This window comes from Campylobacter lari subsp. concheus (assembly GCF_008245025.1).
GTDB classification, from domain to species: domain Bacteria; phylum Campylobacterota; class Campylobacteria; order Campylobacterales; family Campylobacteraceae; genus Campylobacter_D; species Campylobacter_D concheus.
Genome location: NZ_CP043426.1, coordinates 915524 through 931687, shown reverse-complemented (window position 1 = coordinate 931687; position 16164 = coordinate 915524). Strand labels below are relative to the sequence as shown.

Annotated in this window: 21 protein-coding genes; 20 read left to right on the top strand and 1 reads right to left on the bottom strand. The window is 28.6% G+C overall.

The window, feature by feature from the left end:
* The first annotated feature begins 2 nt into the window (after positions 1-2).
* The 11 genes from napG to purU all read left to right on the top strand — a co-directional run bounded on the left by napG (position 3) and on the right by purU (position 7292).
* Positions 3-752: a ferredoxin-type protein NapG gene (gene napG, locus CLCT_RS04885; protein WP_149062439.1), complete on the top strand. Its 750-nt coding sequence runs from the start codon at positions 3-5 to the stop codon at positions 750-752.
* The gene (gene napH, locus CLCT_RS04880) at positions 749-1540 is read left to right on the top strand and encodes a quinol dehydrogenase ferredoxin subunit NapH (RefSeq protein WP_149062438.1); all 792 of its coding nucleotides are present in this window, start codon (positions 749-751) and stop codon (positions 1538-1540) included. The genes napG and napH overlap by 4 nt, the downstream gene beginning before the upstream one ends.
* Entirely contained in the window at positions 1530-2048 is a 519-nt protein-coding gene (locus tag CLCT_RS04875) for a periplasmic nitrate reductase, small subunit, cytochrome c550 protein (protein WP_039668550.1), read from the top strand. The genes napH and CLCT_RS04875 overlap by 11 nt, the downstream gene beginning before the upstream one ends.
* Positions 2049-2052: 4 nt before the next feature.
* Positions 2053-2979, top strand: coding sequence for a WD40 repeat domain-containing protein (locus CLCT_RS04870; protein ID WP_149062437.1), 927 nt, complete (start codon positions 2053-2055; stop codon positions 2977-2979).
* On the top strand, positions 2966-3301 hold the full coding sequence (locus CLCT_RS04865; RefSeq protein ID WP_039668548.1) for a chaperone NapD: 336 nt from the start codon (positions 2966-2968) through the stop codon (positions 3299-3301). Before CLCT_RS04870 ends, CLCT_RS04865 begins: the two co-directional genes overlap by 14 nt.
* A 2-nt stretch (positions 3302-3303) precedes the next feature.
* Positions 3304-3471: a hypothetical protein gene (locus CLCT_RS07685; RefSeq protein ID WP_170230438.1), complete on the top strand. Its 168-nt coding sequence runs from the start codon at positions 3304-3306 to the stop codon at positions 3469-3471.
* 2 nt (positions 3472-3473) lie between these two features.
* Entirely contained in the window at positions 3474-4646 is a 1173-nt protein-coding gene (locus CLCT_RS04860) for an MFS transporter (protein WP_149062436.1), read from the top strand.
* A 61-nt stretch (positions 4647-4707) separates the two neighbouring features.
* A complete protein-coding gene (locus tag CLCT_RS04855; protein ID WP_087699331.1) occupies positions 4708-4956 on the top strand; it encodes a hypothetical protein in 249 nt (82 codons plus the stop codon).
* A complete protein-coding gene (gene ciaD / locus CLCT_RS04850) occupies positions 4953-5390 on the top strand; it encodes an effector protein CiaD (protein WP_149062435.1) in 438 nt (145 codons plus the stop codon). Before CLCT_RS04855 ends, ciaD begins: the two co-directional genes overlap by 4 nt.
* Complete coding sequence (locus tag CLCT_RS04845) at positions 5359-6468, top strand: tRNA nucleotidyltransferase/poly(A) polymerase family protein (protein ID WP_149062434.1); 1110 nt, start codon at positions 5359-5361, stop codon at positions 6466-6468. The genes ciaD and CLCT_RS04845 overlap by 32 nt, the downstream gene beginning before the upstream one ends.
* Complete coding sequence (purU, locus tag CLCT_RS04840; RefSeq protein WP_039628491.1) at positions 6465-7292, top strand: formyltetrahydrofolate deformylase; 828 nt, start codon at positions 6465-6467, stop codon at positions 7290-7292. The genes CLCT_RS04845 and purU overlap by 4 nt, the downstream gene beginning before the upstream one ends.
* 28 nt (positions 7293-7320) lie before the next feature.
* Here the strand turns inward: purU and glnA are convergent, their stop codons facing one another.
* Entirely contained in the window at positions 7321-8751 is a 1431-nt protein-coding gene (gene glnA, locus CLCT_RS04835; RefSeq protein ID WP_039668543.1) for a type I glutamate--ammonia ligase, read from the bottom strand.
* Between the two features lie 201 nt (positions 8752-8952).
* On the opposite strand from glnA, the gene CLCT_RS04830 reads away from it, so the two are divergent.
* From CLCT_RS04830 to CLCT_RS04790, 9 genes are read left to right on the top strand one after another with little or no spacing between them, the layout of a single operon-like run.
* Positions 8953-9660 (top strand): hypothetical protein, encoded by a 708-nt coding sequence (locus CLCT_RS04830; protein WP_039668542.1) that lies wholly within the window; start codon positions 8953-8955, stop codon positions 9658-9660.
* The gene (locus tag CLCT_RS04825) at positions 9657-10913 is read left to right on the top strand and encodes a peptidase U32 family protein (protein WP_149062433.1); all 1257 of its coding nucleotides are present in this window, start codon (positions 9657-9659) and stop codon (positions 10911-10913) included. Before CLCT_RS04830 ends, CLCT_RS04825 begins: the two co-directional genes overlap by 4 nt.
* A complete protein-coding gene (gene purE / locus CLCT_RS04820) occupies positions 10910-11404 on the top strand; it encodes a 5-(carboxyamino)imidazole ribonucleotide mutase (protein WP_039668540.1) in 495 nt (164 codons plus the stop codon). The genes CLCT_RS04825 and purE overlap by 4 nt, the downstream gene beginning before the upstream one ends.
* A 9-nt stretch (positions 11405-11413) precedes the next feature.
* Positions 11414-11920, top strand: coding sequence for a DUF3972 domain-containing protein (locus CLCT_RS04815; RefSeq protein WP_039668539.1), 507 nt, complete (start codon positions 11414-11416; stop codon positions 11918-11920).
* On the top strand, positions 11917-12777 hold the full coding sequence (gene glyQ / locus CLCT_RS04810; RefSeq protein ID WP_039668538.1) for a glycine--tRNA ligase subunit alpha: 861 nt from the start codon (positions 11917-11919) through the stop codon (positions 12775-12777). Before CLCT_RS04815 ends, glyQ begins: the two co-directional genes overlap by 4 nt.
* Positions 12767-13492 carry a Nif3-like dinuclear metal center hexameric protein gene (locus tag CLCT_RS04805; protein ID WP_149062432.1) on the top strand — a complete coding sequence of 242 codons (726 nt, stop codon included), beginning with the start codon at positions 12767-12769 and terminating at the stop codon, positions 13490-13492. The genes glyQ and CLCT_RS04805 overlap by 11 nt, the downstream gene beginning before the upstream one ends.
* Positions 13493-13503: 11 nt before the next feature.
* Positions 13504-14223 carry a zinc ribbon domain-containing protein gene (locus tag CLCT_RS04800; RefSeq protein WP_149062431.1) on the top strand — a complete coding sequence of 240 codons (720 nt, stop codon included), beginning with the start codon at positions 13504-13506 and terminating at the stop codon, positions 14221-14223.
* A complete protein-coding gene (gene waaA / locus CLCT_RS04795) occupies positions 14220-15404 on the top strand; it encodes a lipid IV(A) 3-deoxy-D-manno-octulosonic acid transferase (RefSeq protein WP_149062430.1) in 1185 nt (394 codons plus the stop codon). Before CLCT_RS04800 ends, waaA begins: the two co-directional genes overlap by 4 nt.
* Complete coding sequence (locus CLCT_RS04790) at positions 15385-16137, top strand: pseudouridine synthase family protein (protein WP_149062429.1); 753 nt, start codon at positions 15385-15387, stop codon at positions 16135-16137. Before waaA ends, CLCT_RS04790 begins: the two co-directional genes overlap by 20 nt.
* Positions 16138-16164 lie beyond the last annotated feature (27 nt).

Sequence of the window (16164 nt, the reverse complement as noted above, 5' to 3'; positions counted from 1 at the left end):
AAATGAAAAATAGAAGAGAATTTTTAGCCTTTGCTTTCAAGCTTTTATGTATAGGAAGCGGAAGTGCATTTTTGGCAAGTTTAGCATTTAGCTCAAATCAGGAGTATTTTTTAAGACCTCCTGGAGCAGATGATGAAAAAGAATTTTTATCAAAATGCATACGATGTGGACTTTGTGTAAAAGCTTGTCCTTATGATGTTTTGAAGCTAGCAAATTTAGAAAATAGTGCTAAAAATGGTACACCTTTTTTTGTAGCAAGAGAAAACCCTTGCAGGTTATGTGAGGATATACCTTGCATAAGAGATTGTCCTACAAATGCTCTAGATCGTAAATATCTAGACCAACAAGATGGAATTTATAAAACAAAAATGGGTATAGCTATAATTGATAGTGCAAGTTGTGTTGCTTATTGGGGAATTCAATGTGATGCTTGCTATAGGGCTTGCCCTTTAATAGATAAAGCATTAAAACTTGAAACAAAACGTAATGAAAGAACCGCAAAGCATGCATTTTTACTACCTGTGGTAGATCATGAAGTATGTGTTGGATGTGGGATTTGTGAAAAAGCCTGTATAACACAAAAAGCAGCTATTAGGGTTTTACCTAGAGAATTTGTTTTAGGAAAAGTTGGAGATAATTACATCAAAGGTTGGGATGAAAAAGATGAAAAGCGTTTGCAAGATGTAAACACAGATAAAAATTTCAATAAAAATAAGGCTAAAGATTACCTTAATGATGGAGAATTGCTATGAAATATCTTATTTTAAGAAGAATAGTGCAATTGTCTATTTTGACTTTTTTTTCTTTTGGTGTATTTAATTTTATATTAAAAGGAAATTTAAGCTCTTCAGTTTTATTTTCTTTGGTGCCACTAAGTGATCCTTTTGCGTTTATTCAACTTGCTTTAGCAAGTTTGCAGGTAGATTTAATGGCTTTAAGTGGTGCTTTGATAGTATTTTTATTTTATGCTATTTTTGCTGGAAGAGCGTTTTGTGCTTGGGTTTGTCCTGTGAATATCATTACTGATTTTGCTTATTTTATTAGAAATAAATTAGGCTTTAATCAAACAAGAGTTTTTAATGTAAATAAAAATTTGCGTTATTATGTTTTAGCTTTTGTTTGGATTTTTTCTTTTCTTTTTTCTTTTCCTATTTTTGAGGAATTTTCTTATATAGGAATAATCCAAAGAGGGATTATTTTCGGTGGTGTTTCTTGGCTTTTTATAGCTTTGATTATTTTTTGTGCAGATACATTTTTTAGTCCAAGATTTACTTGTTCGCATTTTTGTCCTTTAGGGGCTTTTTGGGCTTTAAGTTCGCATTTTTCATTGTTAAAAGTAAGATATAACTTACAAAAATGTACTAAGTGTTATAAATGTCTTGGAGTGTGTCCTGAAAAGCAAGTGCTTTGGATGATAGGTAAAGAAAATCAAGATGTAAAATCAGGTGAATGTATAAGATGTGGAAAATGTATTGATATTTGCGGCGATGATGCTTTAGGTTTTAGTATAATAAATTTAAGGAGAGAAAATGAAAAATAAAATCTTTTTATCCTTAGCAGCAGCTATTTTAATAAGTGCTTGTGGGCTTGCTGTTAAAAGTGTTGATTCAAAAGATATAGGTTTAAGAAAAACAAGTTTAGAAGGTGAAAATGTAGAATTATTGGATGTAAAATATTCTCAAACAATGGCTGGTGAATCTGTTTTGATTGAAAGATCGTTTGAAAATGCTCCACCATTAATCCCGCACACTTTAGAGGATATGCTTCCAATCACTAAGGATAATAATATTTGCTTAAGTTGTCATGATAAGACTATTGCTAAAGATGTTGGAGCTACGCCACTTCCAAGTAGTCATTATTTTGATTTAAGAAAAAACAAATCTACTAAAGATATGATAAGTGATGCAAGATTTAATTGTACACAATGTCATGTGCCACAAAGTGATGCTAAACCTTTGGTAGGAAATAGCTTTGAAGCAAAATTTAAAAGTGAAGAATCAAAGAAAAAATCTAATCTTTTAGATGTTTTAAACGAAGGTGTAAAATAAAATTATGAAAAAAATATTTTTAGTCTTATTAATGAGTATTTATACATTTAGTTATGAGCTTAAGCTTGATTCAAATTTAAACGCTTTAAAGTTTGCTGATAATAGTTTACTCATAGGACTTGATAATGGAGAAATAAATCAATATTTTCTTAAAGATAAAAAAATGCAAAAAATCACTCAGCTAGATAAGATTAAAAATTTTTATGAAGAAAATCTTAGCCCTAGAATTTATAGTATTGATTACTTAAATGGGGCTATTTTGATTTTAAGTGAAGGTGATTTTGGAAGTAAAAAATTATATGTTTATAAAAATAAACAACTTTTAAGCTATGATTTAGCTAACGATGGAGTAAAAAAAGCTTTGTTTTTAGATGATAATATTATTTTATTAGCCTTGCTAGGTTCTAATATAGAGCTTTTTGATCTAAAAACAAAAAATGTTGTAAAAAATTTTACTTTTTCTAGCTCTAGCTTAAGTGATGTGGTTTTAAATGAAACTAAAACTCAATTAGTGGCGGGTTTTGAAAGTGGTGAACTAATGCTTTTTGATGTGAAAAAGTGGCAAAAAATAAAAAGTTATAAGAATGTTCACAAGGATAATATTTATCAACTTGATTTTAAAAGCGCAATTATTGCAAGCTGTAGTACTGATAGAAAATTAGGCATAGTGCAAAATGATCAAGAAAAAAATATAGAAAGAGATTTTTTGATTTATACTTGCACTTTAAATGAAAATGGTTCTATAGCGGCTTTTGGGGATAATGAAAAAAATATTATAGAACTTGTAAATACCAAAAACCTAAAGACAATAAAAAAATTCCAAAATAAAGATTTTTTGCTAGAATATCTTATATTTGTAAATGAGCATGAACTCATTAGTGCGGGTTATGAAAATAAAATTATATTTTGGAGTATAGATGAATCTTTCTAGTGTATTGATTTTAACTAAAGAAGAAAAAGTAGAAAAGCTCAAAGAGCAAATTCAAAAAACACCTTGTTGTAGCGTGGAATTAGCTCAGGATGAAAAAATTATAGTAGTAATAGAAAGTGAAAATTTAGATGATGAGTTAAAAGCATATAAACAATTAGAACAACTTGATGGGGTAGTGAGTATTAATATGGTTTTTTCTTATCAGGATTTAGATGAAGAAAGAGAGAAAATTTTAAAAGCAAATTTTGAGGCAAATGCTTTTGATGATAATTTAAAAAAAGATAATATAGAATACTATGGTAATGTCTTTAGAAAGTATTGATTATGGTTTTTTTGATTCCTTTGATTTTTATCATTTCTTCTGTTTTTATTATTGATCATTTTTATTTTTCTAAGGAAAATGAAGTAGTAAAACAACAAAAACAAATAGAACAAAAAGATATTAAACAAGATAAACAAAAATATCTTGAAAATATATTAAATCAAAAATAATCATGCATACGCAAATTTCATATAAAAAATTCTTTTGGATTAATATTTTAGTTGTAATTACCCTTGCTTTAAATTTAAGAGCACCTATAACCTCTATAGGTCCTATGGTAGAATACATTCAAGAATACTATAAGATAAATTCAGCTCTAGCAGGTATGCTTACAACTTTACCTTTGATAGCCTTTGGACTTATATCTTTTTTCGTGGCGTATTTTTCGCAAATTAAAGCTTTGTTTTTTGCTTTGTGTTTAATTGTTTTTGGAGAGTTTATTAGAAGTTATGGGGGTAATATAGGTTTATTTTATGGAGTTTTTTTAATTGGGGCAGGTATTGCAATAGCTAATGTTTTATTACCTTCTTTTGTAAAAGAAAAATTTGCAAAAAATGCTTATAAAATAATGGGTTTATATGGATCAATTATAGGTTTATCTTCAATTGCTGGAGTGGCCTTATCACTTCCTTTGCTTAAAATTTTTGAAGTACCTCAAGCTATGTTTTTTTGGGTTGTTTTAGCTTTGATTGCTTTGATTTTTTATTTTCCACATTTGAAAAACAAAAGATTATTGCGTCCTAAAAAGAAAAACATCAATAAAATAAATCTTTTTTTAAATTTAACAGCTTGGAAAGTTACTATCGTAATGGGACTGCAAAGTTTTTTATCTTATAGTCTTTTTGCTTGGCTTAGTGTGATGATAAGTGAAAAAGGTTTTGGAATCGATTTTGGTTCTAATGTTTTATTACTTTCTCAAATCATAGGCATGCCTGTGGCGTTTTTATTGCCTATTGTTTTAGGAAAACTAAGAGCTCATGCTAAGGGTTTTGTTATTATAATATTAGGTTTTTTATATGTTTTAAGTTTTATTTTGGTGTTTTTTTGTGATGTAAAATTAGTATTGTTATTAGCAGCTATTTTCTTAGGTTTTGCATCTAGTGGGGTTTTTACAATTTCATTATTGTTTATTGCTATAAAAAGTTCAACTTCTTTTATAGCAGCTAAACTTTCTGCCATGTCACAAGGCATAGGGTATTTAATAGCAGCTCAAGCACCTTGGATTATAGGTATGCTCCATGATAGTTTTGGAAATTTTACTTTAGGCTTTATTATGCTTATTACGGTAGCTATAATACTTAATATTTTTGTATTTTTAGCATATAAAGCTCCTGTGATTAAGTAAAAATTAAAATAAATTAAAGTCTTTTTTGTTAGAATTTTGACATTTTATTTTTTGTGAGTTGATAATGCGATATACAGTAACAGAGGCTTCTATTTATGAGGCACAAGGTTTAAAAGATGAAGCTTTGGAGATTTATAAAAATATATTAAAGCAAGATCCGCAAAATAAAAATGCTATTGATGCTATAAGGCGTTTAAGTGGTTTGCGTTCTAATCATGAAGATTTAAATTACGATATGCTTGATTTTTTTGTAAATATGAAAAGCGAAGAAGAAGTTAATGAATTTAAAAGGTGGTTAATAAAACTATGAATATAGAAGATTTAGCAAAAATGGCCATAAGCGAAGTTAATTCAGAGTTAGATAATAAAAAAAGTAAAAATGATGAATTTGCTCCTATGGTAGAAGAAATTACCCAAGAAAAAAATATTAATATCCAAGAAGATAAAATAAAAAAAGAGATTAATCAAGTTGCACAAGAATTGATCCAAGAATTAGATGATTTAGAAGTAAAAGTTAAAGAAGATAAGCAAGCTATGGCTATTAAGGTTGAAGCTTTAGAGGAAAAAAAAGAAAGTATTATAAATAATGAAGAATTTTTTTTAAAAAATCTCAGAGAGCGTATTTTAGTTTTATTTGAAGGATTAAAAAATACTAAAGATGAGCATATAGAAAAAAGACTAGATATTACAATTACTTTTTTAGAGTTTTTACTTGCAAAGATTGAAGATAGACTTAAAAAATGATCAAGATTTTTTAAGAATTAAAAATATACTTAAACCTTACACGCAAAGAGCTTATTTGGTAGGTGGTTGTGTGAGAAATTCTTTTTTAGATTTATCTAGCGATGATTATGATATAGAAATTTATGATATTGAGCCTAAGTTTTTTGATGAGCTTATGCAAAAATTTGGTGCAAATGGAGTAGGAAAAAGTTTTTTTGTATATAAATACAAAAAATTTGATTTAGCTCTAGCACGTTATGAAAATAAAATTTCTACAGGCCATAGAGGTTTTGAAGTTAAAGTTTGTAATGATGAACAAGAAGGAGCTAAAAGAAGGGATTTTACCGTTAATGCATTGATGGTAAATATTTTTGATTTTAATTTTTTAGATTTTTTTAATGGCTTGCAAGATTTACAAGCAAAGATTATAAGACATATTGATGATAAAAGTTTTGTTGAAGATAGTTTAAGAGTGCTTCGTGGAATTTCTTTTGCATGCAGGTTTGATTTAACAATTGCAAAGGAAAGTTTAAAGTTAATGCAAACTATGGATATAAGTGATTTATCTAAAGAACGTATTAATAATGAACTTTATAAAATTTTTAAAACTTCAAAATTAAATAAAGCTTATGAGTATTTCAAAATTTTAAATTTAGAAGAAAAAATATTTTTTTATCAAAGCTGTAATGAAGAATTTGAAAGACTTTTAGAGCATAGTCAAAAATTAATTTGCGATGAGGCTTTGTATTTATATTTGTATTTGAATTTTTTTCATATAAATAAAGAGGAATTTTTCAATAAAACAAAATTAAAAAAAGAACTATTAAAAAAATGTGAACAAGAATTTATTTTAGGTAAAATTGATAATTTTAATTTAGCTAAAATTGCTTTAAAAATTCCACTTTGTAAATGGCTTGGGCTTTGGGATAATGAGCGTATAGCACAAGCAAAGAAATTAAATTTATATCATCATACTTTTGAAAGTAAAATTAGTGCTAATGATTTGCTAAAGGAAGGATTTAGTGGAAAAGAGCTTGGGATTGAGCTTGAAAAAAGAAGATTGCAAGAATTAAAAAATTATATAAAGGAGCAAAAATGAATGAATATATTTTAAAAATTTCAAGTAGTGATGAAAAAGGATTGATTTATAGAATTTCAGATGTTATTTTTAAATATAGAATCAATATTATAAAAAATGATGAATTTGTTGGAGAAAATCGTTTTTTCTTTAGGGCACATTTAGAAGGTGAACTTGATATAAAAGCTTTTAAGGGAACGCTTGAAGCCATGCTTCCTGATAATGCACAAATCGAAATTACACCAAAGAGAAAAAAAGATATTATTGTTTTAGCTACTAAAGAAACTCATTGTTTAGGCGAATTACTTATCCGCCAATTTAGTGGGGAATTTAACGCAAATATTAAAGCAGTTATTGCAAATTATGAGGTATTAAAACCTTTAGTGGATAAATTTAACATACCTTTTCATACTATTTTAGCACAGGATTTAAGCAGACAAGAGCATGAAGAAAAATTACTAGAGTGTTTAAAACAATATGAGTTTGATTATATTGTTTTAGCAAAATATATGAGAATATTATCTCCATCTTTTGTGGAGCATTTTGAAGGGAAGATTATTAATATCCACCATTCTTTTTTACCTGCATTTATAGGAGCTAATCCTTATAAGCAAGCTTATGAAAGAGGAGTTAAGATTATAGGCGCAACAGCGCATTTTGTAAATAATAACTTAGATGAGGGGCCAATTATCACTCAAGATGTTATACCGGTTACTCATGAATATTCTTGGCAGGCTATGCAACAAGCAGGGCGTAATGTGGAAAAAAATGTTTTTTCTAAGGCCTTGGATTTGGTGTTTGATGATAGGATTTTTATACACGAAAATAAAACGATAGTGTTTTAAATTTTTGATGCCAAAAAGGCATCAAAAATTAGCAAGAATAACAAGTTTTAAACTCATATGCAGTTGGTCTAGCTTCTACAGGCCATACTTGGGTTTCAAATTTCATGTGTTGATAATCATCGATAAACACATCACTCATAACAGGCTTTAAGAAAGCATTTTTTCTAATGAGTGCTTCTAAAGATCCTCTTAAGGTGTGAGGTAATTGCTCTATACCTTTTTCTCTAATTTCATCTAGGGTTAGTGCGAATAAATTTTCATCCATAGGGCCAACCGGTATGGTTTTATTTTTAATACCATCAAGTCCTGCCATAAGCAAGCTTGTAAAAGCCAAGTAGGGATTAGAAGTGCTATCAGGAAATCTGATTTCTACTCTTGCACTTTTCTCGTTAATACCATAAGGTACGCGACAACTTGCAGAGCGATTTTGACAAGAATAAGTTAATATGCAAGGTGCTTCAAAACCTGGAACTATTCTTTTATAAGAATTTGAGCTAGGATTGGTAAATGCGGCAACACTTCTAGCATTAGCTAAAATTCCACCGATGTAATTAATTGCACATTCGCTTAATTTTCCATAGCCTTTTTTATCATAGAATAAATTTACTCCATCTTTCCAAAGACTCATATGCACATGCATACCACTTCCATTATCTCCATAGAGTGGTTTTGGCATAAAGGTTGCAGTTTTTCCATTTAAATGTGCTACCATTTTTACTACATATTTATAAATTTGCACATTATCAGCAGCTTCAACTAAATTTCCAAATTCTACACCAATCTCAGCTTGTCCTTGTGCTACTTCATGGTGATGTACGAAAGTTTTTAAACCCACTCTTTCTAAAACTTGCACCATTTCAGCTCTAATATCTACACTAGAATCAATAGGACTTACAGGAAAATATCCGCCTTTATTTCTTGGACGATGTCCGCTATTATAACTATCTGCGAAATCTTTATTATCATTCCACTCACCTTCTTCAGTATCTACTTCATATTTTGCACAATGAGAAGAATCAACTATTTTTACATTATCAAAAATAAAAAATTCATTTTCAGGACCAAAATAAGCTGTATCAGCAATATTGCTTGTACTTAAGTGTTGCATTGCTTTTTTGGCAATACTTCTTGGACATTTTTCATACATTTGATCTTTATAAATATCGTATACATCACAAATTACTATGATAGTAGGATCTGCTGTAAATGGATCTAAAAATGCGCTTTCTACATCAGGTTTTAAAATCATATCTGATTTTTCTATAGGTTGCCAACCGTGCAAAGAGCTTGCATCAAAAGGAATTCCATTTTCAAAAGTTTTATCATCAATTGCTTTTATATTGTAAGTGATATGATGCCAAGTGCCTATCATATCAGTAAATCTAAAATCAACAAATAAAACTTCATGTTCTTGACAATAACTAAAAAACTCACCAATGTTATTTACAAACTTACCCATTTTCTCTCCTTTTTAAATCGGTATTAATTTATTTTTTAAGATTGTAGTATATTTTTATTAAATTAAGTTTAAATTAATATTTTTTTTATAGTCAAATATAAAAAATATTAATTTATATAATTAATTAATAAAATTAATATTGGTTTATATTTTTTTATAATATAATTTCACATTAGTTTTTTATATTAAAAAGGTGTAAAGATGACTCAAGAAGAATTAGATGCTTTAATGAATAGCACTGAAGATTTAGATCTTGATTCTGTAGAAGAAACAGAAATAAAGCCTGAAACAGAGTATGAAGATGAGGAAAAAAATAAACAAATTGTTGATGCAATGATTAATGGTGATTATAAAGCAAGAGCAGATATGGCTTGGCCACCACCACCACCTAGTAAAGAACATAAAGTTGTGCATCAGCTTGATGATGTTACAAGAGATAGCGAAATCAAAGCTACTGAAATGATGGAAAAGTTAGAAATTATTAATGATTTTTTTGCAAATTCAGAAAATGAGCTTTGTGTAATTAGCGATGCTTTGAATAAAAATATAGAAATTTTTGAAAAACTAAATGCAAAATTTCCTAATGTTGTAAGCTTTAAAGAAGCTATAGAAACTAACAATAATGCTAAAAATATTATAGATGAAATCACAGGTTGTTTGCAAACTGGACAAGATGAGGTTATGATGGCAATGGATGCTATGCAATATCAAGATATTCATCGTCAAAAAATTGAACGTGTTATTAATGTTATGAGAGCTTTAAGTAGATATATGAGTAGTCTATTTGAAGGTAAAATTGATGATGAAAAACGCGTGGGATCTGCTGTGCATATTGAAGGTGATACAACTACAGATGTTGTAAGCAATGATGATATTGAGGCATTAATCGCAAGTTTAGGAAAAAAATGATTATTCCTGAAATAGTAGCTCCTGCGGGAAATTTTACAAAATTAAAAATAGCGTTAGCTTATGGAGCTGATGCTGTTTATGCGGGAGTGAGTAATTTTTCATTAAGAGCAAGAACTGCTAGAGATTTCAATTATGAAACTTTTAAAGAGGCTATTGATTATACTCACGCAAGAGGAAAAAAAATTTATGTAACCATTAATGGTTTTCATTTTAGTTCACAAATTGAGGGTTTAAAAAGGCATATTTTAAAATTAAAAGAAATGAAACCAGATGCTTTTATAGTAGCTTCTGTAGGTGCTATGCGTTTAGTTAAAGAACTTGCACCTGAAATTAATCTTCATGTATCCACTCAAGCTAATATTTTAAACTATTTAGACGCTCAAGTTTATAAAGACATGGGAGCTAAGCGTGTTGTTATAGCAAGAGAACTTGGTTTAAAAGATGCAAAAGATTTAAAAAATAATTGTAATATCGAGCTTGAAAGTTTTGTGCATGGTTCTATGTGCTTTGCATATTCTGGTAGATGTTTAATAAGCTCAGTACAAAGTGGACGCATGAGTAATCGTGGCTCTTGTGCAAATGATTGTAGATTTAATTATGAACTTTATGCGAAAAATCCAGAGACAAATACACTTTTTAGATTAGAAGAAGATGAAAATGGCACACATGTATTTAATTCTAAAGATTTAAATTTAAGCTCATATATTCAAAAGATCATGCAAGAAAATTGTATTCATGCTTTTAAAATAGAAGGAAGAACAAAAAGCGAGTATTATGTAGCTTTGACTACAAGAACTTATAAAATGGCGGTGCAAGATGTATTGGAAGACACTTTTGATGCTGCTAAATATGAAAAAGAAATCCATACATTAAAGCACAGAGGTTTTACGGATGGATATTTAGTTTCAAGAGCTTATGAAAAAACTGATTCTATTAATCACAATACAAGTATAGAAGAAGGAACTCATCAGGTGCATGCTATTAGTGAAGATGGTGAGTTTTTTAAATGTAAAGGCAAGATAGAATTAAACAAAGAATATGAAATTTTAACTCCGATTAATTATAATATAGAATTAGGAGAAAATAAACTAGGCTTAGTCTATGAAAATGATGGTAAGAAATTTATAGTTTTTAAGCAATTATTAGCCAAAAATAATAAAGAATTTAGTGAAATTCATAGTGGTAATGAAAATGAAATTACTTTGCCGTTTAAGCTTCCAGAATTTAGCTTTTTAAGAAGGAGTGTTGAATGAAATTTGTTTCTATATTGATGGGAAGCAAGAGTGATTATGATGTAGTGAAAGAAGCTTTAGGAATTTTGGAAAAATTTGATGTAAAATACGAAGTTTTAATCACTTCAGCACACAGAAGTCCTCAAAGAACCCAAGAATATATCAAAAATGCCGAAAAAAAAGGTGCAAAAGTATTTATTGCAGCAGCAGGTATGGCAGCACATTTAGCAGGAGTTGTTGCAGCGCATACAACAAAACCTGTTTTAGGTATACCTATGCCAGGAAGTAATTTGGCAGGTATGGATTCTTTATTTTCTACTGTACAAATGCCAAGTGGAATTCCTGTAGCAACTTTGGCTATAGGTAAAGCAGGGGCTATTAATGCAGCTTATTTAGCTGTGCAAATTTTAGCTATAGAGGATGAATTTCTAGCACAAAAATTATTAGAAGATAGAAAAAAACAACAAGAAAAACTAATTCAAGATTCTAGTACCATTGAAGTTTTTCTTTAAGGAGTATTTATGCAAACCTACTTGAAGTTAAAAGAATTTTGTCAATTAGTGCATTTATCTGAAGATGTTGTAAAAGGAATGATGGCAAATGGTGCTTTAAATTTCAAAGAAGAAGAGGGTGAAATTTATATTGAGGCTAATCAGGGAACATTTAGCGTGGTTCCAACAAGCTCAAAGCAACCTGCTATGGTAAATTCTATGACTTTAGCAGGAGAAAGTTTTGTAGAAAAAACCATAGGTACTATTTTAAACTTACACGAAAAAGTTCTTGATGCTAAAGATGAGACCTTAGAAGCTTTAAAAGGTGAGAATAAATTTTTAAAAGATGCTCTTTATTCTATGCAAGAACTTTATGATGAGGATAGAAAAACTATAGAAAATCTTAACGAGCAACTCAAGTATGCACGCAATGAAGTGGAATTTCTAAAAAGAAAATATAAAATGATGTGGAATAAAACAGTAGAATTATATGCAAATTCACCTGAAAAGCCAGAAGAAATAAAGGAAGAAAAATGACTTTTTCTCAAATGATATTAAACTTACAAGAATTTTGGCAAAAACAAGGTTGCGCCATTATGCAGCCTTATGATTTTCCAGCAGGTGCAGGGACTTTTCATCCTGCAACTTTTTTAAGAAGTTTAGGTAAAAAACCTTGGGCAGCTGCTTATGTAGCACCAAGTAGAAGACCAACTGATGGAAGATATGGTGAAAATCCTAATAGACTAGGTGCTTATTATCAATTTCAGGTTTTGATTAAACCAAGTCCTGATAATATCCAAGAATTATACTTGAAAAGTTTGGAAAATTTAGGTTTTGATTTAAAATCACATGATATTCGTTTTGTTGAGGATAACTGGGAGAGTCCAAGTTTGGGCGCTTGGGGTCTGGGTTGGGAAGTTTGGCTTGATGGTATGGAAGTAACACAATTTACTTATTTTCAACAAGTTGGCGGTATAAGCGTAGATTTAGTAAGTGCTGAAATTACCTATGGTTTAGAAAGACTTGCAATGTATTTGCAAGATGTAGATAATGTATATGACATAGTTTGGAATGAATTTAACGGCGAAAAAATTACTTATAAAGATGTTCACAAGCAAGGTGAGTTTGAATTTAGTAAATATAATTTTGAAGTAAGTGATGTAAAAACTTTAAATGTGCAATTTGAAAATGCTTATAATGAATGCAAAAATGCACTAGAAGCAAAACTTGCCTTGCCCGCATATGATTATTGTATGTTAGCAGCACATACTTTTAACTTGCTTGATGCAAGAGGAGCTATTTCAGTAACTCAAAGACAAGATTTTATGCTTAAAATTAGAGAATTATCTAAAAATTGTGCTTTGGTGTATAAAGAAAGTTTAGATGAAAATTAAAGAAATTTATGATTATTTGGATACTATTAGCTCATTTAGTACGCAAAGTTCATGGGATAATAGTGGCTTATTGCTTGGAACTTTAGATCAAGAAGTAAATCAAATTTATCTTGCTCTTGATGTGGATATACATTTAATTGAAAATGCACGTGAAAATTCACTTTTTATAGTTCACCATCCTTTGATTTTTAAAGGTTTAAAAAACTTAAGCGGGGTATTTTATCCGCAAAATATTCTTACTAAAATGATACAAAAAAACATAGCTTTAATTGCTATGCATACGAATTTTGACTTAAGTCATTTAAATGCTTATTTTGCTCATGAAATTTTAGGTTTTAAGATTAAAGAACAAAATGATTTTTTAATTTACTGTGATGTTGATTTTAAATTTAGTGATTTAATTAATCATGTAAAAAAAAGTTTAAAGCTTGATTATGTAAGAGTTGTAAATGCAGGTAATGAAAAAATTAAAACTTTAGCAATATGCACAGGTAGTGGAGGAGATTTAATTTCTAGTGTTAAAGCAGACTGCTTTTTAAGTGGAGATTTTAAATATCATCAAGCTTTGGAAAGTTATCATAATAAACTTAGTTTGATTGATATAGGACACTATGAAAGTGAATCTTGTTTTGGTAAAATTTTAGCAAAAGATTTGCAAAAATTTCATTTAGAAGTTATAATATCAGTTTCAAAAAATCCATTTCAATATTTTTAAGGAAAATTTCAATGAGTAAATATTTAGAACAACTTATAGCTTTATCGCAAATTGATAAAGAACTTGATGGTTTTGCAAATAAAGTAGAAGATGCTACAAAAGATTTAAAAGAAAAACGCAATTTGCTTGATAAAACAGAAGAGGAGATTGCAGGCTTTGAGAAAGATATTAAAGATATAGAAAATCAAAAAATTCAAAACAACAATCATATTGCAGAATTTGGTGTAAAAATAAAAGAAATAGCTAAAAAAAGTGCAGCAGTAAAAACCGAAAAAGAAGCAAATGCTTTAAAAATTGAAGAGGATATAGCCAAAGAACAACTTGATGCTGCAAATGAAGAAATTGAAAGATTGGATAAAATTTTAGAAAACAAAGAAAAGTTTATACAAGAATTGCAAGCTAAAAGAAGCGAACTTGAAAATGAAGTGGATCAAATTGATGCTCAAACTAAAACTGTTTTAGTAGATATCGAAAAAGAAAGATTACAAATTTATGATAAAAAGGTAAAACTAGTAGGCGAAATAAACCAAAAAGTTTTAACTTTTTATGAAAAAATTAGAAAATGGGCGGGAAATACTGCAGTAGTTCCTGTAAAAAAACATGCTTGTTATGGCTGTTTTATGAGAATTTATGATAAAACTTATTTGGCTGTTTTAAAAGGTGATGAAATCATAACTTGCCCACATTGTGGAAGAATTTTATACAAAGAAAAAGAAGAAAATCAAAATTGATTTTTTTTTATTATATTTTTGCTGTGATTATATATATAATTGCAGCTCCTTTTTTATTGATTTTAAGTTTTTGCAAGGAAAAGTATAAAATATCATTAAAATCAAGATTTTTTCTTTACAAAAATTTAAGGCAAAAGCAAGGTGATGTATATTTTCATGCTTGTTCTTTTGGTGAAATTAAAAGCCTTATTCCTTTAATAAAACTTTTTCCAACCTGTAAAATTTCAACCATAACTCAAACTGGATTTAGTGAAGCTTTAAAATATTCTAAAAAAGTAAATTTTTTCCCTTTCGAGGTTTTTGTACCTTTTTGGATGAGACCTTGTAAAGTTTTAGTTATTTTTGAAGCAGAGCTTTGGCTTATGCTTGTGTTTATGGCTAAATTTTATAATGCAAAAGTTGTTTTATTAAATGCTAGAATTAGCGATAGATCTTTAAAAAACTACAAACGTTTTAGCTTTTTTTATCGTTTGATTTTTAAATATATTGATGTTGTATTTGCACAAAGTCAAAAAGACAAAGAAAGATTGGAATGCTTGGGTGCTAAAAATGTTATAGTATATAAAAATATTAAAGCTAATATAAAACAAGAGCAAGTGAAAAACTATTCCAAACCCAAAGCTAGGATTATTATATTTGCTAGTACGCATGAAAATGAAGAGCAATTGTTGCTTAATGAAATTAATTTAGAAGAAAACGATAAATTGATTATTGCTCCAAGACATCCAGAGCGTTTTGGCGAGGTTGAGGAAATTTTAAAAGATTTTTGTCAAAAAAATCATTATAATATGCAAAAATTTTCAGACTTTATTTTAAGCGAAAATGATTTTGCAAATTTTTTTAATGCTAAATGTTTATTGCTGGATACTTTGGGTGAGCTAGAAAGTTTTTATAAGATTAGTGATGTGGTTTTTTTATGCGGCTCTTTTATAGACAATATAGGTGGGCATAATCCCATAGAAGCAGCTAGATGGAATAATATTATTATTTCAGGGAAATATTTTTTTAATCAAGAAAGTTTATATCAAGAAGTTGGTGATTTGTATATTTGCGAGAGTGTAAAAGATATAAATAATTTTTTAAAACAAAAATTATCGCAAGCGCAGGTTAAAGAACAAAGTGGTTTAAATGAAATTATATTAAGCATAAAAGAAGGTTTAGATGCAAGAAAAAGCTTATAAATTGCTTGCAATGCAAGAAAAAATTTCTAATAACGCAGCAAAAGATTTGATTGATAAGGGCTGTGTTTTTGCTATGGGTAAAAAGATTGTTATAGCTAGAGCTTTAATGAGTTCTAAAACAAGATTTGTTGTGCAAAAAATAAAAAAAGCAAAAATACTTTTTGAAGATGATAAAATCATAGCTTTAAATAAGCCTTATGGAGAGATTAGTGAGAATTTAGAAGGTGTTTATAATGCTAAATTAATCAATAGACTTGATAAAGAAACAAGTGGAGTTTTACTTTTAAGTAAAGATGAGGAATTTAGACTAAAATGTATTCAAGAATACAAAAAACAAAATGTTTATAAAAGTTATTTAGCTATTGTTGATGGAGTGATTGCTGAAGAATTTGAAATTTGTGAAAAAATAACTACAATAAAAAATAAATCTGGAGCCTTTAGTAAAATTGATAAATTTGGCTTAGAAGCTCATACTCAAGTTGTACCTTTAATGGTAAATGCTAAAAAAACCTTAATAAAAGTAGTTATTAAAACAGGTAGAACACATCAAATCAGAGTGCATTTAAATCATATAAAACATGGTATTATCGGTGATGAAAAATATGCAAAAATTAGCTCTTCTAGAATGTATTTGCATTCTTATGAAACGCATATTCTTGATTATCAATTTAAAGCCTTGCTTGATGAGAGCTTCAATGTTTATGGTTTTGAAATAAAAAATTTAAATTTTTAAAGGCGTTTAAAGCTAAAAGGGTTTATA